Here is a 26,112-nt window from a genome sequence, read left to right as displayed (position 1 = left end):
TTTCCTAAAAAGTCTTTCGAGGAGCTCGACGGTGGCCAACTCACCTTCCGCCAAAAAACGTGCAAAACAGGCTGAGAAGCGTCGCAGCCACAACGCCAGCCTGCGTTCCATGGTTCGCACCTACATCAAGAATGTAGTTAAAGCCATCGACGCAAAAGACGCTGAAAAAGCTCAAGCTGCATACGTTCTGGCTGTGCCAGTTATCGACCGCATGGCCGATAAAGGCATCATCCACAAGAACAAGGCTGCTCGTCATAAGAGCCGTTTGAATGGCCACGTCAAAGCGCTGAAAGAAGCCGCTTAATCGACGCAGTCATTAAAAAACCGACCTCAGGGTCGGTTTTTTATTGCCTGTGATTTGACCAGCTTCGCGAGCGAGACCGCGCCCAGCCCAAAAGAGCCAGGCGCCGCCACGCTCCCCAACTAGCGTCAATCCAACGGATTGAACGAGCGATTCATCGCCACGACGTCGTCATGGCTTGGGTTCGGACCGAGCAACTGGAAGTGCCGGGGCAACTCATCGCGCATGGCTGGCGCCCGCCCCTTGACCGCTAACGCCAGAGCCCTGCGCATGGTTTGCGCGTCATAGTCGCAGCAATAGCAAGGCGTGCACGGCTGCTGCCGCCAGGACTCGTCAAGCGTACCGCCATCCACCGGATCGAAACCGACCTGATCCACCAAAGACATGACCGTCTCTTTGGCCTTTTGATCATCTCCCGCCACGGCTGCTGCCAGACGACCCTCAACACCTTGCGCACGGCCCAGTTCAGCCAAGGTATAGGCCAGCAGGTTGTTGAAAGCCTTGATCACAGGACGCCCGATCTGCCGGGTAACCCAGATGCTTTCCGTCATTCCCTGATCGATCTCCTCAATCTTCGGATCGCGCAGACCAGGGTAGTAATTACTGGTATCGACGATCGGGACGCCGGGTGGCACAGAAGCAAACAGATCAGCAGGTAACGCACTCAACGCCGGCAGCGGTATCGACAACACGATCACCTCCACCCCGTCTACCGCGCCTCGAACATCCGCAGGCTCGACGCCAATCTCCTCAGCGAACGCACGCACGCCGTCAACGCCTCTGGAGTTCGCCACACGGACCTCATGCCCGGCAGCCTTAAGCTTGCGAGCGAGAACACCGCCAATGTTACCGGTGCCGATGATGCCGATTTTCATGATTCAAACCCCTCTTCAATGATTAGCTGCACCGATGTTAGGGGGCTGGTGTGATAATGGTAAGTACCGACCAAAAGGTGGGTAACTCACCCGCGAGGAAGAAATGGACCGAGAGTGGAACTGCGAAGACCCGCAAAATCGAAAGAACTGGGCCGAGGCAACAACTGAGACGCTTCGGGTACTGGAGGGGAAATGGAAGATCATCATTCTCTGCCAGCTGTTCGCGGCAAAGGGCGCGCTGCGCTTTTCGGATCTGGAGAAGCTGATCGAAGGGATCAACCAGAAGATGCTGATCCAGCAGCTCAAGCAACTGGAAAAGGACGGCATCGTCCTGCGCACGGTGTACCCGCAGGTACCACCCAGGGTGGAATATCAGCTCACACCCATTGGCCACGCCCTCGGGCCGTCCATTCAGGCGCTGATTGAATGGGCAGAGATGCGGCGCGCTCAACTCTGAGCACTTCAGACTGCAATTACCCGAATCCAAACGCCAGAATGCAGCGAGCCGGCCCGCAAAAGATTGCCGGGCCGGCTCGCACATCGTTGGATTTGCAGCGCTTACTGCTGGACCGGCACCCACGGCAGGATCGGAATCGCGGTCACGGCATTCTGTGGACTGCCCTCGATCAAACGATCGCTGTAGACCAGGTACACCAGCGTGTTGCGCTTCTTGTCGAGGAAACGCACCACCTGCATGGTCTTGAACACCAGCGAAGTGCGCTCCTTGAACACCTCGTCGCCATCCTTCAGTTCACCCTTGAACTTGATCGGTCCCACCTGCCGGCAAGCGATCGACGCTTCCGCGCGATCCTCGGCCAGACCCAGACCGCCCTTAACACCGCCAGTCTTGGCGCGTGACAGGTAGCAGGTCACGCCCTCGACCTTGGGATCATCAAAGGCTTCGACCACAATGCGGTCATTCGGACCGACGAACTTGAACACCGTCGACACCTGACCGATTTCTTCGGCCGAGGCCAGCAATGGCAGCGCCATCAGCAGGCCCAACAATCCTTTTGCTACGCGCATCGAGTTTTCCTTAAACCAGAATCAGGTTGTCACGGTGAACCAGTTCCGGCTCCGCCATGTAACCGAGCAAACCGACAATCGCATCCGACGACTGACCGATGATTTTTTGTGCTTCCAGCGCGCTGTAGTTGGCCAGGCCGCGGGCGATCTCGCGACCGTCCGGCGCCACGCAGACCACCATTTCACCGCGACGGAAGCTGCCCTGCACCAATTTGACCCCCACCGGCAGCAGACTCTTGTTGCCTTGCGACAGCGCTGACACCGCACCATCGTCCAGCACGAGCGTGCCGCGGGTTTGCAGATGCCCGGCCAGCCACTGCTTGCGCGCCGCGAGCATGCCGCGCTCGGGCGACAGCAAGGTGCCGATGCGCTCGCCGGCCTTCAGGCGATCGAGCACTCGCTCCAGTCGCCCACCGACAATGATCGTGTGCGCACCGGAACGCGCCGCCAGACGCGCCGCGCGCAGCTTGGTCTGCATGCCGCCACGTCCCAGCGCACCACCGGTGCCGCCCGCAACTGCATCGAGGCTCGGATCATCGGCGCGCGCCTCGAAGATCATCTGCGCATCAGGATTGTTGCGCGGGTCAGCATCAAACATGCCGTCGCGATCGGTGAGGATCACCAGCAGATCCGCTTCGACCAGGTTGGCCACCAGCGCCGCCAGCGTGTCGTTGTCGCCGAAACGGATTTCGTCGGTGACCACGGTGTCGTTTTCGTTGATCACCGGGATGACTTTCAGCTCGACCAGTGCGCGCAGGGTACTGCGGGCATTGAGGTAGCGCTTGCGGTCGGAGAGGTCATCGTGCGTCAGGAGGATCTGCGCGGTGTGCCGGCCATGCTCGGCGAAGCTTGATTCCCACGCCTGCACCAAGCCCATCTGACCGATTGCCGCGGCCGCCTGCAGCTCGTGCATCGCACTGGGCCGCGCAGTCCAGCCCAAACGACTCATGCCGGCCGCTACCGCCCCGGAGGACACCAGCACCAGCTCGACGCCCGCCTCATGCAAGGCCACCATCTGCTCGACCCAGACACTCATTGCCGCACGATCGAGCCCTTTGCCATCCGCTGTCAGCAAAGCGCTGCCGATCTTCACGACCCAACGCTGCGCACCTGTCACCTTGCTCCGCATCATCTTCAACCTTAGCTTGAGGGCAGCACGACCTGACACCACCCATGACGTTAATCGTGGCGATTGCTGACCAACGATCGATTTCCAGATACCAAAACGCCGCTCGATTGAGCGGCGCTTAAGTTTACTGCAACGAATCAGTCACGCACGTAAATGATTTCCGGACCGTCTTCGTCATCCACATCTTCTTCGTCCCAGTCATCGTCGCCGATGTCATGGACCGACTTCACGCCGCTGCGACGCAGGGCACGCTTGTCGTCCAGCGCCTGCAGTTGCGCACGCGCTTCGTCTTCGATGCGCTGGTCGAGGTCGGCCAGCTCTTCCTTGTAGGCCGGGTCATTGGCCAGGCGATCGGCGCGATCTTCCATGTAACGCATGATGTCGTGGCACAGACGCTCGGTACCGATCTTGGCGATCGCCGAGATCACGTACACCGGACCGGTCCATTCCAGGCGGTCGACGATTTCCTTGACGCGAGCGTCGTGCTCTTCCTCAAGGATCTGGTCGCACTTGTTCAACACCAGCCAGCGATCACGCTCGGCCAGCGACGGGCTGAACTTGATCAGCTCGTTGACGATCACTTCAGCCGCGTCCGGAGCACTGGAGTCATCCAGCGGCGCCATGTCGACGAGGTGCAGCAGCAGACGCGTGCGCGCCAGGTGCTTGAGGAAGCGAATGCCCAGACCGGCGCCGTCGGAAGCGCCTTCGATCAGACCCGGAATGTCGGCAACGACGAAGCTCTTCCAGCGGTCGACGCTGACCACACCAAGGTTCGGCACCAGCGTGGTGAACGGGTAATCGGCGACTTTCGGCTTGGCGGCCGAGACCGAACGGATAAAGGTACTTTTACCAGCGTTCGGCAAGCCCAGCAGACCGACGTCGGCCAGCACTTTCATTTCCAGTTTCAGGTCGCGCTGCTCGCCCGGCTTGCCCGGCGTGGTCTGGCGCGGCGCCCGGTTGGTACTGGATTTGAAACGAGTGTTGCCCAGACCGTGCCAGCCGCCCTGCACCACCATCAGCTTCTGACCGGCCTTGGTCAGGTCGCCGATGACTTCCTGAGTGGCGGAGTCGATCACTGTGGTGCCGACCGGCACGCGCAGGATCAGGTCTTCGCCCTTCTTGCCGGTGCAGTCGGTGCTGCCGCCGTTGGAGCCACGCTCGGCATCGAAGTGCCGGGTGTAACGGTAGTCGACCAGGGTGTTGAGGTTTTCGTCGGCCATCATGTAGATGGAACCGCCATCACCACCATCACCACCGTTCGGGCCACCGTTCTCGATGAATTTTTCCCGACGGAAACTCATGGCGCCATTGCCGCCATCACCAGCCTTTACGCGAATCGATACTTCATCAACAAACTTCATAACCAACGCCTCTCGCCGTACGGACGAGCCGAAAAACAATCAAGACATAAGACTCTTGCAAAAATGAGCGCAGCGACCCCAAGACACGACCTGCATCGCACGCCGACAGCCCATACAAACAGCTTTGCAAGAGACTCACCCCACAAACGAAAAAGCCCCGTCGCAAGACAGGGCTTCTCCAGCGATCTCGCGATTAAGCCGCGATTACGCTCACGTAACGACGACCGAAGGCGCCCTTTACTTCGAACTTGATCACGCCTTCGATTTTAGCGAAGAGAGTGTGATCCTTACCCATGCCAACGCCGTAGCCAGCGTGGAATTGGGTGCCGCGCTGACGCACGATGATGTTGCCGGCCTTGATGACCTGGCCGCCATACATCTTCACGCCAAGGCGTTTGGCTTCTGAGTCGCGACCGTTACGGGTACTACCACCAGCTTTTTTGTGTGCCATGAGTTCAATTCTCCTAGTGAGGAATTAGGCTGTAATTAAGCCTGAATACCGGTGATTTTGATCTCGGTGAACCACTGGCGGTGGCCCATACGCTTCATGTGGTGCTTACGACGACGGAACTTGATGATGCGGACTTTATCGTGACGACCTTGGGAGATCACTTCAGCCTTGACGGTTGCGCCAGCAACAACTGGTGCGCCGATGTTCACGTCGTCGCCATTGGCGACCAGCAGAACGCGATCAAAAGTCACGGATTCGCCAGTAGCGATTTCCAGTTTTTCGATCTTCAGGTATTCACCTTCAGCGACCTTGTATTGCTTACCGCCGGTAACGATTACTGCGTACATGGTATTTCTCCGATAATCCTGCTCACCCAGCTCTTTATAAGAAGAGGTATTGGCTGGCATGGCTGCATGGGGCTGGAACGGCCCAAGTGCAATTGCGTAAGGCAGGTGCTGCCCAGGAAGTTCAGGGTGCGCGATTGTACGCAAGCCGCAGCAGGCTTGCAAGTAGCCGTCCATCGCGCCTTGACAGGTCTGGACGGGGGTCCTAGCATGCCGCGCAACCCTTCTGGAGCGACTCTCGCTGATGCAACCCCAAGCTTTCTACCGCGCGGTGGCGGACGATTTTAGCGCCGTCGACGGCATCATCAAGAAGCAGCTGACTTCCCGAGTACCGCTGGTATCGAAAATCGGCGATTACATCACCTCGGCTGGCGGCAAGCGTCTGCGTCCTTTATTAGTGTTGCTGTGTGGCAAGGCCCTGGGTCGCGAAGGCGACGACATGCGTCTGCTGGCCGCCACCATCGAATTCCTGCACACCGCGACCCTGCTGCATGACGACGTGGTCGACATGTCCGGCATGCGCCGTGGCCGTTCGACCGCCAACGCCATGTGGGGCAACGCCCCGAGCGTACTGGTCGGCGATTTCCTGTACTCGCGTTCGTTCGAAATGATGGTCGAACTGGGCTCGATGCCGGTGATGAAGATCCTGTCCCAGGCCACGCGCATCATCGCCGAAGGCGAAGTGTTGCAGCTGTCCAAGGTGCGTGACGCCAGCACCACCGAAGAAACCTACATGGAAGTCATCCGCGGCAAGACCGCGATGCTCTTCGAAGCCTCGACCCACAGCGCCGCCGCACTGGCCGGTGCTACCGCCGAGCAGAGCGAAGCCCTGCGCACCTTCGGCGATCACCTGGGCGTGGCCTTCCAGCTGGTCGATGACCTGCTCGACTATAAGGGTGACGCCGAAACCCTGGGCAAGAACGTCGGTGACGACCTGGCCGAAGGTAAGCCAACCCTGCCGTTGATCTACACCATGCGCGAAGGAACGCCGGAACAGGCTGCACTGGTGCGCCAGGCGATCCAGAAAGGCGGGATCGAAGACCTGGAAAGCATCCGCATCGCCGTGGAAGCTTCCGGTTCGCTGGAGTACACCGCGCAACTGGCCCGTGATTATGTGGCCCGTGCGATCACCTGCCTCGAAGCACTGCCGGCCAGCGAATACCGCGATGCGCTGGTGGAACTGAGCGAGTTTGCGGTCGCCCGCACGCACTGATTTACCCCCCTGTGGGAGCGAGCCTGCTCGCGAAAGCCATCTGCCAGTCGATAAAGATGTTGACTGCCATACCGCTTTCGCGAGCAGGCTCGCTCCCACAGTTGTTTCTGGGTAGTGCCCTGCGGCGCATAAAACCCTATACAATGTGCGCCCTTTTACCCTCCTGATACCCAAGGAACCTTAGTGAGCACGTTGCCACCCTGCCCGAAATGCAATTCCGAATACACCTACGAAGACGGTACGCAACTGGTCTGCCCTGAGTGCGCCCACGAGTGGTCTGCCGGCGGCGAAGCCGAAGTGGCGTCCACGGATGACGTGAAGAAAGATTCGGTCGGCAACGTCCTGCAGGACGGCGACACCATCACCGTGATCAAGGACCTCAAGGTCAAGGGCACCTCCTTGGTGGTCAAGGTCGGCACCAAGGTCAAGAATATCCGCCTGTGCGATGGCGACCACGACATCGATTGCAAGATCGACGGTATCGGCCCGATGAAGCTCAAATCCGAGTTCGTCAGAAAAGTCTGAACCTTGCCTCATCCATCCCGCGCCAGCCGTGGGATGGAGCTCCACCCTCTGCGCTGCGCCTCAAAGAAACCTCAGTTTGCCCCTTCGCGAGCAGGCTCGCTCCCACACAAAGATCGTCATCCGCCAATAGGCACTTGCTATTTGACGAATAAGAATTATTCTCATTGAAACCTTTCAAGGAGAAACGACCCATGACTTATTTGATCGACGCCTGGCTGGATCGCCCGCACCCCTACCTCAGAATCCTTCATCGGGAAACCGGCGAAGTCTGTGCGGTGCTTGAAGAAGAAGCGTTGCATGAACTGCAGGATCAAGGCGATCTGGACGTCAGCAGCCTCAATTCCAGCGAGCCACTGGTGCTCAAGGAACTGGTGCGCAATCTATTCCTGTTCTGCTATGCCCGGGCATTGCGCCCCAGCAGTGAATTGCACAACAAGATCGAAATATGAGCAACGATAAAAGACCTGTGGGAGCGAGCCTGCTCGCGAAAGCGGTTAATCAGCCAACAAACCAGTCGACTGAAAGGACGCCTTCGCGAGCAGGCTCGCTCCCACAGGGTTAGCCCGCCACGAAGGCAGGCCCGGAATTACAGAACGTCCAGCAGCTCGACGTCGAACACCAGAACGCTGTGCGGCGGGATGCTGCCAACGCCTTGAGCGCCGTAAGCCAGTTCGCTTGGCACGTACAGGCGCCATTTGCTGCCGGCATTCATCAGTTGCAGGGCTTCGGTCCAGCCGGCGATCACGCCACCGACCGGGAATTCTGCAGGCTGGCCGCGCTCGTAGGAGCTGTCGAACACCGTGCCGTCGATCAGCGTGCCGTGGTAGTGCGTGCGCACCTGGTCTTCACGGGTCGGCTTGGCGCCTTCGCCCTGGGTCAGCACTTCGAACTGCAGGCCGGAAGCCAGCGTGGTGATGCCGTCACGCTTGGCGTTTTCCGCCAGGAAAGCCAGGCCTTCACCAGCAGCCGCTTCAGCCTTGGCAGCCGCTTCAGCTTGCATGATTTCGCGGATCACCTTGAAGCTGGCGGACATCTCTTCCTGACCCACACGGCTTTCCTTGCCGGCGAAGGCGTCGGTCAGGCCAGCCAGAATCGCGTCCAGGCTGACGCCCGGTGGCGGGTTGTCGCGCAGCTGGTCACCCAGCTGACGGCCGATGCCGTAGCTGACGCGGGTTTCGTCGGTGGACAGATTTACTTCGGACATGACACTGCTCCGCTGTGCGGACGGCCACAAGACTTGCCGTGCGAGCACAGCGCGTCCCGGCGCGCCCGGAACCAAAAGGGCGAGCAGACTAGCACAGATGCCCCGAACGTGGGGCGCCGGGCCTACAGGGCCGAGCGCCAGGCGAGCGGCACTTTCAGACTTTCATTGATGCCACCGCCCAGGCCGCACATTTCATCATGCACCGAGGTGTGCACGAGGTTGAACGGCAGCACCGGAAAGGCATGCAGCATGTCCCGTGCATGCTCGACGGAACGAAGAGTCAGGGTTTTGCCCAAAGGATCATGCAACGGATGAGCGGCCCCATGCATGCGCGCTTCCAACAGATAGATCCCGCCCTCCATGGAAATCAGGTTCAACTCATCGACCTTGCCGGCGATGGCAAACGCGTTCAGCTCTTGCAGGTTCATCGAACACCTCAAGCAGTGACAAGCCAGAAGCTACAGGGATAGGCTTGTACAAAGCAAAGCACAAGGTACAAACGAAGCCGCCCGTCTGTGTCACAACAGACGGGCGGCTCTTTTTTGCCTTGATCAGCGGTTGATCAGTGCTTGGTGACCTTGTCCAGGTAACCCATGGCGAACGCCGAGATGACGAAGGTCATGTGAATGATCACGTACCACATCAGGTGCTCGGGATCGACGTTCTTGGCATCCATGAAGATGCGCAGCAGATGGATCGAGGAGATCGCCACGATCGACGCCGCGACTTTCATCTTCAGCGATGAAGAGTCCATGGTGCCGAGCCAGCTGAGCTTTTCCTTGCCTTCGTCGATGTCCAGTTGCGAGACGAAGTTCTCGTAGCCGGAAATCATCACCATCACCAGCAGACCGCCGACCAGCGCCATGTCGATCAGCGACAGCAGCACCAGGATCAGTTCCGACTCGGCCATGGCGAAGACGTTGGGCAGGATATGCACGATTTCCTGGAAGAACTTCAATGCCAGCGCCAGCAAGCCAAGGGACAGGCCGATGTAGATCGGCGCCAGCAGCCAGCGCGTGGCGTACATTGCATTTTCGATAAAGCGTTCCATTGAATCTCACACAAGGGGCTGGAAATGGCGGCGAGTATACCAGTGCGCTGTGACAGCCAGAAACAGCCGGAAAATCCGTCACCTGCGTGTGTGTGACAAAGCTTTTCTGCTAGTGTCCAAACCATCGACAGCCCAGCGACAGTGGACAGGACGCGTGGAAATGGATGTGCGATTGCCGTTAATGACTGCCGGAATCTGCCTTGCCTTGCTGCTGAGCGGTTGCTCACCCGGCGATGAAAAACGCGTGGTCAACCTCGACGAAAAAACCGCCACCTTCGAACAGTCGCTCGACGCGATCAGCGATCCGAAACTCAAGGACGCCATCACCGAACTCGGCGGCTCGCTGCTGTTGCTCGACAGAGCCCGGCTCAAGCTCGATGACCTTGCGCCGCACACCGAGTACGGCGAAGACGCCCTCGCCGTGCTCAAGCACTACCCTACCCCGCAGGCTCTGGTCGATACGTTCATCAACGGCCTGTTCGTGCTGCACAAGGATGCCAGTTCCGATTACCTCACCGACCTGCAGCCGGTGTTCCCCTTCAACCTGAACATTCCCGGCGGTTTCCTGTTCCCGCATGCCATCGAATGGCGTTCGGTGACGCTGAGCAACCAACGCGTAATCGCCTGGCAGCCGGAATGGTCGGAAACCGATCCCGGCATTCAGCTCAGCCCGTCCAGCTCCAACGTCACCAACCCCGACGACCTGACGGTGACCTACCCGTTCATCGACGGCCTGAACGTCGACAAGAAAACCCTGCCGCAACCGGTCAGCCTGCAAGGCCAGGTCGAAGTCATCGCGCCGCGGCGCCTGTACAGTTTTGACCTGACGCAAAAGGATGTCGGCCAGACCCGCAGCAACGACAACCTCAGCGTCAAATTGCTCAAGCTTGAAAAAAACTACGCCGAGGTCGAGGTCAGCAACAGCCTGCCGCTAGCCGCAGCAGTGGCCGAGACTCGCCTCAATCCGCTGATCGTCCAGGCCCGCGACGCCAGCGGGCAATATCTGGTGCGCGCCGGCTCGATCAACGAAAGCCCGGAACAAGTGGCGTTCTACCAAAAACAACTGGCGCAATTGCAGCAGCAGAAGACCTGGAGCGACAGCCTGGAAAAACAGCTCAGCGACGACCAGCAAGCGTTTGAGAAGGAGCATCCGCGTCGCTACAACAAGGTGTATTTCCACGGCCCGATCGAAACGCTGGAAGTCAGCGTGCTGGACTTTTCCTCGGCGACGGTCACGCGCAAAGACCTGAACCTGCCGGTTCGCACCTTCAACCCGCACACCACGGCCAAAACCGTGCAGCCGCTGGACCTGCCGGTGGTGGTTTACGACGATCTGGCCGCCAACTGGCTCAAAGGCGCAACGCTGACCGAGGAGCAACTGAAAGCCGGCGTGCGTATTCATCAATCAGTGGAGGAGCCGAGTGCCGCTCGCATCGAGTTCTCTCATCTGCGCACCTTCAATGATGAATTGCTCGGCGATGAGCTCAATCCCGGCGTCAGCCCGGTCACGTTCTTTACCGGCAAGCGTAGCGGCAAGCTCGACGAACCGATCGAACTGCCACCCGAGGCGTATCAGGTCGACCCGCTGCAAGCGACCATCACTTACGATCTCAACCTGTTTCCGGAGACACCGGCCATTGCGGTCGGCTCAATGCCGCTGTTTCTCGCCACGGTGAACAAGCAGAGTTACGACGCCAGGTCTTTGCCCAAGGGCCTGCAGATCAAGGACAACACGCTGGTGGTCGATCAGAAACTGTTCGCCCCGAATGAATGGCGCTTTTACGTCAAGGACGCCAGCGGACATTACCTGAAGCGGATTCTCTCGGTCAGCCACGATGCGAGCGCGGAAGGCCCGGCACTGTTCGGCGTGCATTATTTCTATGGCCGGCCGACGCACGTGGAGACCTATCAGCGAACCGACCTGAGCACCGTGCAATACGGTTTCGAGGTCAAGCTCGACAAGGCGCCATTGCCGCCAACCGCGCCTTAGCTGTTGAGGCTGCGCCCACGGCCGCCGTTGATCTGGCGCAACTGGGCCTGCAGATGCAGGCTCCAGATCTGCGGATCGTCGGCCAGCTCATAACCGTGCAAGGTCAGGCTTTCAACGATCGTGTCGAGAATCGACTCGGCCGCCACCGGGCCGTGAAACGGGCCTTGGGCTTTGATCGCAGAAGGTTGTTCGCCCGCCATGCCGGCGGCGAAGAGCAATGTCCACATGCCGGTATCGCCGGCCAGCGGTTTGACGGCGCATTCGATCCGGGTCACGAGACCCAGGCATTGACGGGTAAGGCAGAGGTTGCGCGACATGGCGGCGACCCTCGGTAAAGCCGGTATTCAGCCCCCACGAGAGGACTGGCTCGATCCAGTGATACTGTCGATATCCTTGACCTGAGAATAGAAGAAAAGTGTCCTTCGCAAGCCGAATGGAACCAGAAGGCGCCGAATGGTCATTGTGTGAATATTGACGTCAGAGTCGTGACACATTTGCCGAAGATCGCTGCAAATTCTAATGCTGAAAAACCACTGCGGGAGCGAGCCTGCTCGCGAATGCGGAGTGTCAGCCGACTCAGTGTCGACTGATACAGCGCTTTCGCGAGCAGGCTCGCTCCCACAGGTTTAGCTGTATGCCTCTTAAGCGGGTTTGGCTTCGGCGAGCGCTTCCTGCGCCAGCTCCTTCTCGGCTTCTTTGAGATCCTCTTCGCTGATCATCTCGGCAATATCACGCAGACGCTCCACCACCCGCGCATTGATGCTGCCTTCCGGGAATTGCCCTTCGGCATTCGGCTCGCCGGCGGGTTCGCCGACCAGCAGGCTCAGCGCCTCGTCGGCCTGACGCACCGCGTAAACGTGGAACTGCCCGGCCCGCACCGCCGCGAGGACTTTTTCGTCGAGCATCAACGTGGCGACGTTGGCCTGTGGAATGATCGCACCCTGCTCGCCGGTCAGTCCGCGCGCTTCGCAGAGGCGGAAGAAGCCTTCGATCTTCTCGTTGACCCCGCCGACCGCCTGCACTTCACCGAACTGGTTGATCGAACCGGTGATCGCAAAACACTGCTTGAGCGGGGTTTTCGACAGCGCCGAAATCAGCGTGCAGGCTTCGCCCAGTGACGCACTGTCGCCATCGACGTAACCGTAGGATTGCTCCAGCGCGATGCTCGCGGAAATCGCCAACGGGAATTCCTGCGCGTAACGGCTGCCCAGATAGCCGGTGAGGATCATCACGCCCTTGGAGTGAATCGGCTGACCGAGGTTGACCTCACGCTCGATGTCGACGATGCCGCTGCCGCCCGGGTACACCGTGGCAGAAATCCGCGCCGGCACGCCGAACGCCGAGTCGCCGACTTCAAGCACGGTCAGCCCGTTGCATTTGCCGACGGCCGCGCCATCGGTGTCGATCAGGATGATTCCGGCGAGCATGTCGTCGAGAATTCGCGCCGACACGCGGCCGGTGCGGGTGGCCTTGGCTTTCAGGGCCCGTTCGATGTGCCCGGCATCGGTCATTTCATCGCCGGCCAGATGACGGATGAAGTCCGCTTCGCTGACCAGTTGGAACAGATCGCCGATACGCGCCGACAAACGCCCCTGGTGTTCGGCCAGCCGCGCACTGTAGGTCGCCAGACGTGCCACCGCGTCGGCGGTGAGCGGCGCCATGCCTTCTTCCGAAGTACGGGTTTTCAACAGCTGGGCGAATTGCTCCAGGCTCTCGTCGACCATCGGGATGTCTTCGTCGAAGTCGACCAGCACGCGGAACATTTCCTGGAAGTCCGGATCGAGGTCCTGCAGGGTGTAGTACAGCTGCCGCGCACCGATGATGATGACTTTGACCTGCAGCGGAATGTGCTGCGGGTTCAGGGTCACCGTGGCGAAACGGCCCATCTCGCCCAGCGGCGATTCCATTTTCAGCTTGCGCGATTGCAGGGCGCGCTTGAGCGCGTCCCATACGAACGGCTCGCTGAGCATTTTTTCCGCTTCAAGGATCAGGAAACCGCCGTTGGCGCGGTGCAAAGCGCCCGGGCGCAACTGCCGATAAGTGGTGTAGAGCGCGCCCTGATCGGTGGTGTATTCGATACGGCCGAACAGGTTTTCGTAAGTCGGGTGCGGCTCGAACACCACCGGCGCCCCGCCGCTGGCCGGATGACCGACCACCAGGCTCGGCGCGTATTGCTCTTCGAGCAGTTTGCGCGCGACGGCGTCGGTCTTGCTGTCGTCGACCAGTTGCTCGACCACGGTTTTTAGCAGGTACACCTGCATCGCTTGCAGATAACCGCAGACTGCGGCGTTTTCCGCGTACTTCTCCGACAACGGCGCCAGCAATGGCTGCAAGGCCAGGGTGATGGTTTCTTCGTTGAGCTGGCGCAGTTGATTGTTCGATTCGCGCTTCCACTGCGGAAGGCTGGCGAGTTCTTCGTTCAGGCGTTCTTCGAGGCCGGAAATATCATCGTGGAAGCGCTCGCGCTCGGCTTCCGGCAACTGGGCGAATTCGGCTTCGTCGAGCGCTTTGCCGTCGAGCATTGGCGTGAAGGCGATGTTGCTGCTGTCGCGATACAGGGCAACGTCCTTTTCCAGGGCCAGGCGCTCGATGATGTCGAGGGCCTTGTCGTAGCGCTGGTTGAAGGCGCGGTCGATGGCGCTTTTCTTCTGCTGGTAGGACGGGTGTTCGAACACGGCCGGAAAAGTCGCCAGCAGGTTGTCGATCAAGCCGTTGATGTCACCGATGAAGGCGCCGGCGGTGCCCGATGGCAATTCCAGCGCACGCGGCTCGCGCGGCTCATCGAAATTGTTGACGTAGACCCAATCTGCCGGAGTCTGCAGGCGTTTGCCTTCGGCCTTCAGGTAGCGTTTGACGAACGAGAAACGCCCGGTGCCGGGCTCGCCCATGACGAACACGTTGTAACCGGGGCGTGGCATGGCCACACCGAACTGCAAGGCTTCGACCGCGCGTTCCTGGCCGAGCACACCGCGAAAGGGCTCCAGATCATTGGTGGTAGTGAAGCTGAACTGTTCAGCGGAAAACGGACGGGTCAGCGCTTCGGGCGCGAGACGCAAGCTGGCAGCAACAGGATCAGGCATCGGGCTTCCTTAACAATCGGGCGGGGCAGATAGCGGCATTCTGGCGCTGCCCGTGCCCCACTGGCAAGGCGCGCCACATGACAAAGCATAGACAACCGGACAGCCCGGCGGCGCGCCTCGTAAAACCGGGGTTTATTCCAAATATTTTGTAAAAAACCACGGAACCCTCGGAACGTGCCTAAACTCCAAACTGCGCGGCTGGAACTAATACTGGCCCACTGGCTATATTCGGCGCTGTTTCACGCAGCACCGGAAAGTCAGAACCCTGTCCATTGGTATGCACATAAAGAGAAAAAAGCTATGAAACGGATTCTTCTCGGTACTCTCTTCACCGCTGTATCCATCAACGCAATGGCGCAAGCTCCAGGCGGCCCGGATTGCGGTTGGGGCAACATGCTGTTCGAAGGTCAGCGTGGCACCCCGGCTCACTTCCTCGCTTCCACCACCAACGGCACTTCCGGTAACGCTACCTTCGGTATGACCTCCGGTACCAACGGTTGCTCGACCAACGCGTCGCTGACCTACGGCGGCAAATCCTGGTTCGCCATGAATGGCATGATGAACGAGCTGTCCGAAGACATGGCCAAAGGCAACGGCGAAGCGCTGACGACTTACGCTGTGGTACTGGGCGTGGCACCAGAAGATCGCGCGCATTTTGCCGCTGTCACTCACGAGCACTTCCAGCAGATCTTCAGCAAGGCTGACGTGACCGCAGAAGACGTGCATACCAACACCCTGGCGGTACTGAAATCGGACCCACGTCTGGCCAAGTACGCGACTCAGGCTTAAGCTCGACCCCACCCGCTTCTTTCGGGAAGCGGGTTTTGTTTTTTTGGCCCGCCCCTCTTTGGGTCTTTTATTTCTTTCCTGTTCAAGTTGCCGACTATGCTCAAACGCCTTGCCTGGCTGGCGCTCTGTGTCTGCGCCCCGCTGTCCGCCGCGCCTCACATCGACCCTCAACGTTTGCAGCAACTGGCCAACGACCGCTTCTGGATTTCCCTCGGTCATTACGAAACTGCCAAGCTCGGCGGCTGGCGCAGCTATGTCAGCGACAAGAAGTTCTTTCTCGCGCCCGATGGCAACGAACACCCCGACCGTGAACTGGCCGCGACCGTGCAGGCGCTGTATGCGCCGGCCAGCCTTGGCGAGCAGCACGCACAGTGTGTGTACCCGGCGCGCACACGCTGGCTGAAAGCCCAGCTCAACCTCAACGATCTGCCGACGCCGGAGTGCGCCGAGTACAAACAGTGGTTCAAGGATGTCTCGCCGCACAGTGCGGTGATGATTTTCCCGGCCGCCTACCTCAACAGCCCGTCGTCAATGTTCGGCCACACCCTGTTGCGCATCGATCAGGCCGACGTGCAGGCCGACAAGACCTCGCTGCTCAGCTACGCGATCAACTTCGGCGCCTACATCGAAGGCTCCGACAACAGCATTCTCTACGCTTGGAAAGGCTTGATGGGCGGCTATCCGGGGCTGTTCGCGCTGGTGCCGTATCAGGAAAAACTCTCTGAATACCGCAGCCTCGAGAACCGCGATCTGTGGGAATACCGGTTGAACCTGACGCAGGAAGAAACCGCACGCATGGTCGAGCATGTCTGGGAGCTCAAGCAGATCCAATTCGACTATTTCTTCTTCGACGAAAACTGCTCCTATCGCTTGCTCGAGTTGCTGCAAGTCGCGCGGCCGAGCCTGCGCCTGACCGAACAATTCCCGCTGACTGCCATCCCCACCGACACCGTAAAAGCGGTGAAGGAAGCCGGGCTGGTCGAGCACATCGAATACCGCCCGTCCCGCGAGCGCGAATTACTCAGCCGCGCCGAACCGCTGAGCGATGACGAACAGCAATGGGTACTGAAAGTCAGTGCCGATCAACAGGTGTTGCAAGAGCCGACATTCAAGGCGCTGCCGCGCGACCGTCAGGCGCTGATCGTCGATGCGGCCTATCGCCTGGAGCGCTACCGCGCCAACGGTCAGGAACGTGATCCGCAAAGGGCACAGCGCAGTTTCGAACTGCTGCGGGCGATCAACAAGAATCCGGCTCCGGAGCTGAACATCCCGCAACCGGGCCTGCCCGAAGATGGCCACGAGTCCCGTACCTGGCAGGCCGGCCTCGGCACGCGCGGCGATCGCGCATTCGGCGAATACGGTTTGCGCATGGCCTACCACGATCTCAATGACAACGCCGAAAGCTTTCCGCTCGGTGCGCAGATCGAGATCCTGCAACTGAAGCTACGCCAGTACGAAGGCAATGACTGGCAATTGCAGCAACTGGACCTGGCAACGATTCGCTCGCTGACACCGCGCAATGAGCTGCTGCAGCCATTGTCATGGCAAGTTACCGGTGGCCTTGAGCGGGTGCCGGGCAAGCATGACGACGAGACGCTGGTCAGCCACGTCAACGGTGGCGGCGGTGGCACGTGGCAGTTGGGTGAGGATGTGCTGGGCTTTGCACTCGGCACCGTGCGCGTGGAGCACAACAATGACTTCGCCGAGTTCGTGTCCCCGGCCGGCGGTTTCAATACCGGTGTGCTGTGGAAAAACCCGCTGGGCAACCTCAGTCTCGAAGCCAAGGGCGATTACTTCTTCAACGGCGAAGTGCGCCGCAGTCTGAGCCTCAATCAGCAGTGGGAGCTGTCGCGCAATCTAGGTTTGCGCTTGAGTGCGCAGCGTGAATTCAGCCATCTCGCTACACCGGAAACCGAAGTCATGCTCGAAGTGAAGTGGTATCACTACTGATCCCGAACTCTTCACAAAACCATTGTGGGAGCGAGCCTGCTCGCGAAAGCGGGGAGTCAGTCGCAATCAAGTCGTCTGACACACCGCCTTCGCGAGCCGGCTCGCTCCCACAAGGATCTCCACTGGTTAATGAATTACTCACATGCCTTTGACCAACGCCCGACAAATCCCCTTCTAGACTTTCCCTATGAGCCGAGTATCGGCGCGGGAGAGTGCAATGTGGCGGTGTGCGGGTTTGCTGGGCGTGTTGCTGGTGCTGGGCGGTTGTCAGTCGACCCATGAGGATCTGATTGCCAAGGGTTATCCGCCGGCCTTCGCCGACGGGTTCGATGACGGTTGCGTCAGCGGCCGGCAAGCCGCCGGTTCGATCAGCGGCGAGTTTCGCAAGAACGTGCCGCGCTATCTCAAGGACAGGCAGTACGCCGATGGCTGGACCGACGGTTTCCGCCAGTGTCAGGCGATGCTGGAAAACAAGAGCCGCGAAGACTATCGCAACGAACATTGGGATGAACGCGAGCGCGCCTGGCAGCAACAGAAAGACCAGGACGCTGGGCGGGCCTATCGCTCGCAATAGGTCGCTTGCAGACATCCAGTGAAACCAAATGCCGGCGAACATGGCCCAAATCCTTTAGAGGAGGACACCATGAGTCGCGCATTCGTCAACGAGGACAACGCCGCCGCACAGGCCGATCAGCCAGTCGAGCGGCAAGTCAGCACACAGCCCAATTACGTGACGCCGCAAGGTCTGGCGCAGTTGCAGGCGAAAGTCGCCGAGCTGCAAACCCTGCATGCCGAACAATCGGCCAAGGGTGAACAGGCCGACAAGCAGCGTCTGGCGGATCTGCAAAGGGATCTGCGTTACTTCAATCAACGCCTGAGCAGCGCGCAAGTGGCTGTCGCCGCGATGTCCACCGACAAAGTGCAGATCGGTAGCTGGGTGACCTATGCCGACGAGCACGACACCGAACACCGCGTGCAACTGGTCGGCGAAGATCAGGCCGATGCGAGTCAGGGGCTGATCAATTGGGCCTCGCCGCTGGGCCGAGCGCTGCTGGGCGCACGGCTCAACGACGAGGTGCTGTGGCAGCGCCCCGCCGGTGATCAGATGATCGAAGTGATCCGCATCGAACCGGCTTAAACCACGCCCTGCGCCAACATCGCATCGGCGACTTTGACGAAGCCGGCGATGTTCGCGCCTTTGACGTAATTGACCTGGCCGTTCTCCTCGCCGTAATGCACGCAAGCGTGGTGGATCGATTGCATGATCGCGTGCAGCTTGCTGTCCACCTCTCCGGCCGTCCACAGCAAGCGCATGGCGTTCTGCGACATCTCGAGACCGCTTACGGCCACACCCCCCGCATTCGAAGCCTTCCCCGGGGCGAACAGAATGCCCGCCTCGATAAAGATATCCACAGCCTCCAGCGTGGTCGGCATGTTCGCGCCCTCGGCCACGCACGCACAGCCATTACGCAGCAGCGTGCGCGCCGCTTCGGCGTCGAGTTCGTTTTGCGTGGCGCAGGGCAGCGCGATGTCGCACGGCAGCGACCACGGCAACTGACCGGCGCGGAACTCCAGACCGAACACAGCCGCCAGTTCGCTGATGCGCCCGCGTTTGACGTTTTTCAATTCCAGCAGCGCCTGCCATTGTTCTTCGCTCAGGCCCGCCTCGCAGAACAGCGTGCCCTCGGAGTCGGACAAGGAAATCACCTTGCCGCCCAGATCCATCACTTTGCGCGCCGCGTACTGGGCGACGTTGCCGGAGCCGGAGATCGCCACGCGCTTGCCCTCGACACCTTGCCCGCGGCGCTTGAGCATTTCTTCGGCGAAGTACACGCAACCGAAACCGGTGGCCTCCGGGCGAATCAGGCTGCCGCCGTACGTCATGCCTTTGCCGGTCAGGACGCTGGCGAACTGGTTGCTCAAGCGTTTGTACTGACCGAACAGAAAACCGATCTCCCGCGCACCCACGCCAATATCGCCGGCCGGCACGTCCACATCCGCACCGATGTGGCGATACAACTCGCTCATGAATGCCTGACAGAAGCGCATGACCTCGGCATCGCTTTTGCCCTTTGGATCGAAGTCCGAACCGCCCTTGCCACCGCCCATCGGCAACGACGTCAACGAGTTCTTGAAGGTCTGTTCGAAGGCGAGGAATTTCAGCACGCCCATGTTCACCGATGGATGGAAACGCAGACCGCCCTTGTACGGGCCGATGGCGCTGTTCATCTGGATGCGGAAACCGCGATTGACCTGAACCTTGCCCTGATCGTCGACCCACGATACGCGAAACACCACCGCACGCTCCGGCTCGCAGATGCGCTCCAGAATCCCCGAAGTCAGGTAACGCGGGTTGGCTTCGAGAAAGGGCCACAGACTGCGCAGCACTTCTTCGACAGCCTGGTGGAATTCCGGTTGATCGGGGTCGCGTTTTTTCAGGCGTGCGAGGAAGGATTCGACGGATTCGGTCATGGGAAAAGTCTCGGCAAATTTATTGTCGTTGGAGGAGATTGGGCCGGACTGTAACAAACCGATTGCGCACAGGAACAGAGCAAAATGTCGCAGTTATGAAATTAAATGGTGCGCAGGATATAAATCCAAGGGTTTTTTGATCCATTTTTGCACCTGAGTGGGGAGCACAGATTCAAAACTTGCACCAACAGTTACACCATCTTCGCGAGCAGGCTCGCTCCCACATTTGGAATGCGTTACCCCTGTGGGAGCGAGCCTGCTCGCGAAAGCCGCAACTCGGTTTATCAGGAAAAACCCAGGCAAAAAAAACGGAGCCCGAAGGCTCCGCTTTGTCATGCAACCAGCCGAATCAGGCCAGTTTCTTGTGGCGTACCCGATGTGGCTGGGCCGCGGCTTCACCGAGGCGCTTTTTACGATCGGCTTCGTACTCGGTGTAGTTGCCTTCGAAGAACACCGCTTGCGAGTCGTCTTCGTACGCCAGGATGTGTGTGGCGACACGGTCAAGGAACCAGCGATCGTGAGAGATCACAATGGCGGCGCCCGGGAAGTCCAGCAGCGCTTCTTCCAGCGAACGCAGGGTTTCCACGTCGAGGTCGTTGGACGGTTCGTCGAGCAGCAGGACGTTGCCGCCCTCCTTCAGGGTCAGCGCCAGGTGCAGGCGACCGCGCTCACCACCGGACAGGTCCTTGACGAACTTCTGCTGGTCGCCGCCCTTGAAGTTGAAGCGACCGACGTAGGTACGCGACGGAATCTCGTAGTTGCCGATGCGGATCTGGTCGGAACCGTCGGAGATCTGCTGGAACACGGTCTTGCTGCCGTCCAGGTCTTCGCGGCTCTGATCAACGCAGGCCAGTTGCACGGTTTCGCCGACTTCGATGGTGCCGGAATCCGGGGTTTCCTTGCCCATCAGCATGCGGAACAGGGTCGACTTACCGGCACCGTTACCACCGATCACGCCGACGATGGCGCCCTTGGGCATCGAGAACGACAGGTTGTCGATCAGCACGCGATCGCCGTAGCCCTTGGTGACGTTCTTGAATTCGATGACCTTGTCGCCCAGGCGCGGACCGGCCGGGATATAGATCTCGTTGGTTTCGCTGCGCTTCTGGAATTCCTGCGACTGCATTTCTTCGAAGCGTTGCAGACGGGCCTTGGATTTCGACTGGCGGGCTTTCGCGCCTTTGCGCACCCACTCCAGTTCTTCCTTCATGGCTTTTTCGTGGGCCGACTGCTGCTTGGATTCAGCGGCCAGACGATCGGACTTGGCTTCGAGCCAACCCGAATAGTTGCCCTCGTAAGGAATGCCCGCGCCGCGGTCGAGTTCGAGAATCCAGCCGGCGACGTTGTCGAGGAAGTAACGGTCGTGCGTGATCGCAACCACAGTGCCCGGGAAGTCGTGGAGGAAATGCTCCAGCCAGGCCACGGAATCGGCATCCAGGTGGTTGGTCGGTTCGTCGAGCAGCAGCATGTCCGGCGCCGACAGCAGCAGACGACACAGGGCCACACGACGCTTTTCACCACCGGACAGATGTTCTACTTTCGCATCCCAGGCTGGCAGACGCAGCGCATCGGCGGCGACTTCCAGTTGGCGCTCCAGGTTATGACCATCGCTGGCCTGCAGGATCGCTTCAAGCTTGGCCTGCTCGGCGGCCAGTTTGTCGAAATCGGCATCCGGATCGGCGTAAGCGGCGTAGACCTCGTCCAGACGCGCTTGCGCATCCTTGATCACGCTCACCGCTTCTTCGACCACTTCACGCACGGTCTTGGTCGGATCGAGTTGCGGCTCTTGCGGCAGGTAACCGATGTTCAGGTCCGGCATCGGACGCGCTTCGCCTTCGAACTCGGTGTCGACGCCGGCCATGATTTTCAGCAGCGTGGACTTACCCGAACCGTTGAGGCCGAGCACGCCGATCTTGGCGCCGGGGAAGAAGGACAGCGAAATGTTTTTGAGGATTTCCCGCTTCGGCGGAACAACTTTGCCCAGCCGATGCATGGTGAAGACGTATTGAGCCATGGAGAACCTTGGGTCAGTGACAGATGAATGATTGGAGCGCAGGCGATGCCTGGCCAGACTGTGCGCGTCGTTCACGTGATCGCGATCAATGCGTGCGCGCTGGAAAAAGTCTGATTGTAGGGGCTGGAACGCCCCCGGTCTAACCGGCAAAGCTACCTGAATGCTCACAGGCAGTCCAGCCGCGAGGGGCTGGCACTTCGCCACGAGTCAAGGCATGCTAGCCGCCCTTTGGGCGTCCGGCTTATAGTGCACGTCGCGCCAGTCCAGCCAAACCGCAGGATCACAGCTTGTCCAACGTCACTCCGCCAGCTTCTGTGAGCAGCACCCCAGCGGCGCCCGGCTCGTCCCTGCGCGGCACATTGAAGGGTGCGCTGGCGACGCTCGTGCTTTTATTGCTGGCGCTGCTGTTCTGGCAACTGCTCGATCAACTGCGTGAAACCCAGAAAAACCAGCGCCAGTACACCATCGACTACACCGCCGACCTCGCCGCGCAGGTCAGCCTGAACATGGCGCTGAACGCGCAAATCGCCCTCAATCTGCTACCGATCGTCGAACAACCGCAATCAGCCGACGAACAGCAGGCGCTGTTGCGCAAGCTTCAGCAATCGCTGCCCGATCTGCGCAGCATGGCCTTGCTCAGCCCGTCCGGGCGGATCATCAGCGACAGCGCCGCGAACAGCGAAGACGCCGACTACCTCACCGAACTGGTCCGGCGCAGCCGTGCCCAGGCGCATTATTTCAGCAACGCCGACGATGGCTCGGTGGTGCACCTGTTGTTGCACCAGGCCAGCGGCAGCACCCGCGGCTACTGGGCGCTGCGCCTGACCCCGACGTTTTTCGATTCACTGACCAAACAGGGTGAAGCCGGCCTGCGTCCGCTGTGGCTGGTGGAAAATCGCATCAACCATCAGATCATCAGCCGCGACAAAGCCCAGCCGTCGACCAAACCCGGCGTACTGACCCCGGACGACCTGGCCAACACCGTGCTAACCGTGCCGCTGAGCAGCAGCGACTGGCAGTTGCGCGGGCTGTTCGACCGCCAGCGGGTGCTCGAAGAGTTGTTGCCGGCGTTCATCGGCAAATGCCTGCTGGGCCTGGCGTTTTCGATGTTGCCGGTGATCGCGCTGCTGAACATGCGTCGGCGCCAGCGCCAGTTGCATGAAGGGCGCCGGCGCTATCAGGACATCTTCGAAGGCACCGGGGTGGCGCTGTGCGTACTCGATCTGTCGGGGCTCAAGCAGGCGTTCGACAACGCGCAGATCCAGAGCAGCGACCAGCTCAAGGCCTGGCTCGATCAGCCGCAGCAACGCCAGCAATTGCTTCAGGAACTGCGTGTCACCGAGGTCAATCAGGTCGCACTGCAACTGCTCAACGTCCATTCCTGCGAAGACGCCTGGCAACTGCTGATCGCCGGCCAACCGCATCAGCACTGCGTCATCGGCCAGCAAATTCTCGATGCGGTCTTGATGCAACAGGATCAACTGGAACTGGAAATCAAACTGCCGGACGGCAACGGTCGCGACCAACATCTGTGGATGGTGCTGCGCCTGCCCAACGAGCAAGACGACTACAAAGCGGTGATCCTCAGCATCAACGACATCACCAGCCGCAAGCTGATCGAACTGTCGTTGCTCGAGCGCGAGGGTTTCTGGTCGGACGTGGTGCGCACCGTGCCGGATCATCTGTATGTGCAGGACGTGATCAGCCAGCGGATGATTTTCAGCAACCACCACCTCGGCCAGACGCTGGGCTACAGCCGCAGTGAACTGCACCAGATGGGCGAATACTTCTGGGAAATCCTCCTGCACCCGGAAGATGCCGACTACTACCATCGCTCGCGGCAGTTACAGCGCCACGCCGGTTACAGCCAGTTGCTGCAATGCCAGCTGCGCTTCCGCCATCGCGACGGCAAATGGCGGCGTTTCGACATTCGCGAACAGGCACTGGCGCGGGACAAACACGATCAGGTCACGCGGATCATCGGCGTGGCCAAGGACATCACCGAGCAGATCGAGGCCAGCGAATCCCTGCGCGACAGCGAGCAGCGTTACCGAATGCTCGCCGAAAGCATCAGCGACGTGATTTTCTCCACCGACAGCAAGCTCTCGCTGAACTACGTCAGCCCGTCGGTGCAAGCGGTGCTGGGTTACAACGCCGAGTGGATTTTCCAGAATGGCTGGCAATCGACCATCGCCAACCCGCAGCAATTGAGCGGCATCTACACGCTCATGGATCGTGTCAGCAAAGCTCTGGACAAACCCGAACAACTGGCCCTGCTGCGCAATCAGGTACAGACGCAACTGTTCCTGTTCGACTGCCTGCGCGCCGATGGCCGCAAGATCCCGATCGAACTGCGCCTGGTGCTGGTCTGGGACGAGCATGGCGCCTTCGAAGGCGTGCTGGGCGTCGGCCGCGACATCAGCCAGCAGCGCCGCGCCGAAAAAGACCTGCGCATGGCCGCCACGGTCTTCGAGCACTCGACCTCGGCGATCCTGATCACCGACCCGGCCGGCTACATCGTCCAGGCCAACGAAGCGTTCAGCCGCGTCAGTGGCTACGCGGTGGGCGAAGTGCTCGACCAATTGCCGAACATGCTCACCGTCGACGAGCAGCAAGACGCGCACCTGCGCTACGTGCTCAAACAGCTGCATGAGCACAGCACCTGGGAAGGCGAAGTCTGGATGAAACGCCGTAACGGCGAGCATTATCCGGCGTGGGTCGGGATTACCGCAGTGCTCGACGACGAGGGTGATCTGGCCAGCTACGTGTGTTTCTTCAGCGACATCAGCGAGCGCAAGGCCAGCGAACAGCGCATTCACCGCCTCGCCTACTACGACGCCCTGACCCACCTGCCCAACCGCACGCTGTTCCAGGATCGCCTGCACACCGCGCTGCAAGCGGCCGAACGGCAGAAGTCGTGGGTGGTGCTGATGTTTCTTGATCTGGACCGGTTCAAACCCATCAATGACTCCCTCGGCCACGCCGCTGGCGATCGCATGCTCAAGGACATGGCCACGCGCCTGCTGGCCTGCGTCGGTGAAGACGACACCGTGGCGCGCATGGGCGGCGATGAATTCACCCTGCTGTTGCAGCATCGTTCCAGCCGCGAACTGGCCTTGAACCGGGCAATTCACGTCGCCGAGCAGATCCTTGGCAGTCTGGTGCGGCCGTTCGTCCTCGAAGGGCGCGAGTTCTTTGTCACCGCGAGTATCGGCATCGCCCTCAGTCCGCAGGACGGCAACGAGCTCAGCCAGTTGATGAAGAACGCCGACACGGCGATGTACCACGCCAAGGAGCGCGGCAAGAACAACTTCCAGTTCTATCAGGCTGACATGAACGCCAGTGCGCTGGAGCGTCTGGAGCTGGAAAGCGACTTGCGTCACGCCCTGGAGCAGAACGAATTCGTCCTGTATTACCAGCCGCAGTTCAGCGGCGACGGCAAACGCCTGACCGGCGCCGAGGCGCTGTTGCGCTGGCGCCATCCGCGTCGCGGGCTGGTGCCGCCGGGGGATTTCATTCCGGTACTGGAAGAGCTCGGGCTGGTGGTCGATGTGGGCGACTGGGTGATCAGCGAAGCCTGCCGCCAGTTGAAAACCTGGCACCAGCAACGCGTGCGCGTGCCAAAGGTTTCGGTGAACATCTCGGCGCGGCAATTCTCCGATGGCCAGCTCGGCACGCGCATCGCCACGATCCTGCGCGAAACCGGCCTGCCGCCGGCGTGTCTGGAACTGGAACTGACCGAAAGTATCCTGATGCGCGAGGTCAGCGAGGCGATGCAGATTCTTGCCGGTCTGAAGAACCTCGGTCTGAGCATCGCGGTCGATGACTTCGGCACCGGTTATTCATCGCTGAATTACCTCAAGCAATTCCCGATCGACGTGCTGAAGATCGACCGCACCTTCGTCGATGGCCTGCCCTCCGGCGAGCAGGACGCGCAAATCGCCCGGGCGATCATCGCCATGGCCCACAGCCTGAACCTGGCGGTGATCGCCGAGGGCGTGGAAACCCACGAGCAACTGGACTTCCTGCGCGAGCACGGTTGCGACGAAGTGCAGGGCTACCTGTTCGGCCGGCCGATGCCGGCGGGACGGTTCGAGGCGCAGTTCAGCAATGACGCGCTGTTCATGTTCGACTGAGGTCCTGAGGCGCGGCCATCGCTGGCAAGCCAGCTCCCACAGGGATTGGCAATGGATCAGTATTGATCGTTCCCACGCTCCGCGTGGGAATGCCTCACTGGACGCTCTGCGTCCGCTTCGGCAAGTGACGCGGAGCGTCACGGGCTGCATTCCCACGCAGAGCGTGGGAACGATCAAGTCCACTCCCCCTGTAGAAGTGAG

General features: G+C 60.2%; 24 protein-coding genes. 11 read left to right on the top strand and 13 right to left on the bottom strand.

Going from position 1 to position 26,112, the window contains the following annotated elements; all coding sequences use genetic code 11:
- The first annotated feature begins 31 nt into the window (after positions 1-31).
- Complete coding sequence (gene rpsT, locus ACGSLL_RS22460; protein WP_003228351.1) at positions 32-304, top strand: 30S ribosomal protein S20; 273 nt, start codon at positions 32-34, stop codon at positions 302-304.
- A 125-nt stretch (positions 305-429) separates the two neighbouring features.
- On the opposite strand, the gene ACGSLL_RS22455 is transcribed toward rpsT, so the two are convergent.
- Positions 430-1,176, bottom strand: a complete 747-nt coding sequence (locus ACGSLL_RS22455; RefSeq protein WP_394507971.1) for an NADPH-dependent F420 reductase — start codon at positions 1,174-1,176, stop codon at positions 430-432.
- 103 nt (positions 1,177-1,279) lie between these two features.
- Here ACGSLL_RS22455 and ACGSLL_RS22450 point away from each other — a divergent pair, with 103 nt between their 5' ends.
- Positions 1,280-1,633, top strand: coding sequence for a winged helix-turn-helix transcriptional regulator (locus ACGSLL_RS22450; RefSeq protein WP_394507970.1), 354 nt, complete (start codon positions 1,280-1,282; stop codon positions 1,631-1,633).
- 101 nt (positions 1,634-1,734) lie between these two features.
- Here the strand turns inward: ACGSLL_RS22450 and ACGSLL_RS22445 are convergent, their stop codons facing one another.
- The 5 genes from ACGSLL_RS22445 to rplU form a co-directional block, all read right to left on the bottom strand.
- Positions 1,735-2,202: a CreA family protein gene (locus tag ACGSLL_RS22445; RefSeq protein ID WP_166216509.1), complete on the bottom strand. Its 468-nt coding sequence runs from the start codon at positions 2,200-2,202 to the stop codon at positions 1,735-1,737.
- Positions 2,203-2,212: 10 nt separating this feature from the next.
- The gene (proB, locus tag ACGSLL_RS22440) at positions 2,213-3,331 is read right to left on the bottom strand and encodes a glutamate 5-kinase (protein ID WP_090286441.1); all 1,119 of its coding nucleotides are present in this window, start codon (positions 3,329-3,331) and stop codon (positions 2,213-2,215) included.
- A gap of 137 nt (positions 3,332-3,468) precedes the next feature.
- Positions 3,469-4,692, bottom strand: a complete 1,224-nt coding sequence (cgtA, locus tag ACGSLL_RS22435; protein WP_090286443.1) for an Obg family GTPase CgtA — start codon at positions 4,690-4,692, stop codon at positions 3,469-3,471.
- Between the two features lie 193 nt (positions 4,693-4,885).
- Complete coding sequence (gene rpmA, locus ACGSLL_RS22430; protein WP_016773121.1) at positions 4,886-5,143, bottom strand: 50S ribosomal protein L27; 258 nt, start codon at positions 5,141-5,143, stop codon at positions 4,886-4,888.
- A gap of 35 nt (positions 5,144-5,178) precedes the next feature.
- Positions 5,179-5,490: a 50S ribosomal protein L21 gene (gene rplU, locus ACGSLL_RS22425; RefSeq protein WP_007924746.1), complete on the bottom strand. Its 312-nt coding sequence runs from the start codon at positions 5,488-5,490 to the stop codon at positions 5,179-5,181.
- A gap of 241 nt (positions 5,491-5,731) precedes the next feature.
- On the opposite strand from rplU, the gene ACGSLL_RS22420 reads away from it, so the two are divergent.
- The 3 genes from ACGSLL_RS22420 to ACGSLL_RS22410 all read left to right on the top strand — a co-directional run bounded on the left by ACGSLL_RS22420 (position 5,732) and on the right by ACGSLL_RS22410 (position 7,674).
- A complete protein-coding gene (locus ACGSLL_RS22420) occupies positions 5,732-6,700 on the top strand; it encodes a polyprenyl synthetase family protein (protein WP_090286445.1) in 969 nt (322 codons plus the stop codon).
- 183 nt (positions 6,701-6,883) lie between these two features.
- The gene (locus tag ACGSLL_RS22415; RefSeq protein ID WP_090286447.1) at positions 6,884-7,225 is read left to right on the top strand and encodes a zinc ribbon domain-containing protein YjdM; all 342 of its coding nucleotides are present in this window, start codon (positions 6,884-6,886) and stop codon (positions 7,223-7,225) included.
- Between the two features lie 191 nt (positions 7,226-7,416).
- On the top strand, positions 7,417-7,674 hold the full coding sequence (locus tag ACGSLL_RS22410) for a PA4570 family protein (RefSeq protein WP_093098189.1): 258 nt from the start codon (positions 7,417-7,419) through the stop codon (positions 7,672-7,674).
- A 137-nt stretch (positions 7,675-7,811) separates the two neighbouring features.
- On the opposite strand, the gene ACGSLL_RS22405 is transcribed toward ACGSLL_RS22410, so the two are convergent.
- The 3 genes from ACGSLL_RS22405 to ACGSLL_RS22395 all read right to left on the bottom strand — a co-directional run bounded on the left by ACGSLL_RS22405 (position 7,812) and on the right by ACGSLL_RS22395 (position 9,480).
- A complete protein-coding gene (locus ACGSLL_RS22405; protein ID WP_008078561.1) occupies positions 7,812-8,429 on the bottom strand; it encodes an FKBP-type peptidyl-prolyl cis-trans isomerase in 618 nt (205 codons plus the stop codon).
- Between the two features lie 122 nt (positions 8,430-8,551).
- Positions 8,552-8,857, bottom strand: a complete 306-nt coding sequence (locus tag ACGSLL_RS22400; RefSeq protein ID WP_090286453.1) for a DUF6482 family protein — start codon at positions 8,855-8,857, stop codon at positions 8,552-8,554.
- A gap of 134 nt (positions 8,858-8,991) precedes the next feature.
- Entirely contained in the window at positions 8,992-9,480 is a 489-nt protein-coding gene (locus ACGSLL_RS22395; protein WP_090286455.1) for a TIGR00645 family protein, read from the bottom strand.
- 160 nt (positions 9,481-9,640) lie between these two features.
- On the opposite strand from ACGSLL_RS22395, the gene ACGSLL_RS22390 reads away from it, so the two are divergent.
- A complete protein-coding gene (locus tag ACGSLL_RS22390; protein WP_394507969.1) occupies positions 9,641-11,470 on the top strand; it encodes a hypothetical protein in 1,830 nt (609 codons plus the stop codon).
- On the opposite strand, the gene ACGSLL_RS22385 is transcribed toward ACGSLL_RS22390, so the two are convergent.
- Positions 11,467-11,787: a PA4575 family protein gene (locus ACGSLL_RS22385; protein WP_394507968.1), complete on the bottom strand. Its 321-nt coding sequence runs from the start codon at positions 11,785-11,787 to the stop codon at positions 11,467-11,469. The two genes, ACGSLL_RS22390 and ACGSLL_RS22385, sit on opposite strands and share 4 nt — an antisense overlap.
- Positions 11,788-12,111: 324 nt before the next feature.
- Positions 12,112-14,550: a Lon protease family protein gene (locus ACGSLL_RS22380; RefSeq protein WP_394507967.1), complete on the bottom strand. Its 2,439-nt coding sequence runs from the start codon at positions 14,548-14,550 to the stop codon at positions 12,112-12,114.
- Positions 14,551-14,850: 300 nt separating this feature from the next.
- Here ACGSLL_RS22380 and ACGSLL_RS22375 point away from each other — a divergent pair, with 300 nt between their 5' ends.
- From ACGSLL_RS22375 to ACGSLL_RS22360, 4 genes are all read left to right on the top strand, one after another.
- Positions 14,851-15,339 carry a DUF3015 domain-containing protein gene (locus ACGSLL_RS22375; protein ID WP_007909797.1) on the top strand — a complete coding sequence of 163 codons (489 nt, stop codon included), beginning with the start codon at positions 14,851-14,853 and terminating at the stop codon, positions 15,337-15,339.
- A gap of 96 nt (positions 15,340-15,435) precedes the next feature.
- Positions 15,436-17,289: an Lnb N-terminal periplasmic domain-containing protein gene (locus ACGSLL_RS22370; protein WP_394507966.1), complete on the top strand. Its 1,854-nt coding sequence runs from the start codon at positions 15,436-15,438 to the stop codon at positions 17,287-17,289.
- A 217-nt stretch (positions 17,290-17,506) separates the two neighbouring features.
- On the top strand, positions 17,507-17,863 hold the full coding sequence (locus tag ACGSLL_RS22365; protein ID WP_394507965.1) for a hypothetical protein: 357 nt from the start codon (positions 17,507-17,509) through the stop codon (positions 17,861-17,863).
- A gap of 69 nt (positions 17,864-17,932) precedes the next feature.
- The gene (locus ACGSLL_RS22360) at positions 17,933-18,427 is read left to right on the top strand and encodes a GreA/GreB family elongation factor (RefSeq protein ID WP_394507964.1); all 495 of its coding nucleotides are present in this window, start codon (positions 17,933-17,935) and stop codon (positions 18,425-18,427) included.
- Here the strand turns inward: ACGSLL_RS22360 and gdhA are convergent.
- Both gdhA and ettA read right to left on the bottom strand, forming a co-directional pair.
- Positions 18,424-19,761 (bottom strand): NADP-specific glutamate dehydrogenase, encoded by a 1,338-nt coding sequence (gene gdhA / locus ACGSLL_RS22355; RefSeq protein WP_394507963.1) that lies wholly within the window; start codon positions 19,759-19,761, stop codon positions 18,424-18,426. The two genes, ACGSLL_RS22360 and gdhA, sit on opposite strands and share 4 nt — an antisense overlap.
- 349 nt (positions 19,762-20,110) lie before the next feature.
- The gene (ettA, locus tag ACGSLL_RS22350) at positions 20,111-21,775 is read right to left on the bottom strand and encodes an energy-dependent translational throttle protein EttA (RefSeq protein WP_003228391.1); all 1,665 of its coding nucleotides are present in this window, start codon (positions 21,773-21,775) and stop codon (positions 20,111-20,113) included.
- 287 nt (positions 21,776-22,062) lie between these two features.
- On the opposite strand from ettA, the gene morA reads away from it, so the two are divergent.
- On the top strand, positions 22,063-25,911 hold the full coding sequence (morA, locus tag ACGSLL_RS22345) for a cyclic di-GMP receptor MorA (RefSeq protein WP_394507962.1): 3,849 nt from the start codon (positions 22,063-22,065) through the stop codon (positions 25,909-25,911).
- Positions 25,912-26,112 lie beyond the last annotated feature (201 nt).

It is taken from the genome of Pseudomonas retamae (assembly GCF_043496865.1).
GTDB classification, from domain to species: Bacteria; Pseudomonadota; Gammaproteobacteria; order Pseudomonadales; family Pseudomonadaceae; genus Aquipseudomonas; species Aquipseudomonas retamae.
The sequence above is the reverse complement of the archived record's forward strand: the minus strand, read 5'-3'. Positions and strand labels throughout refer to the sequence as shown.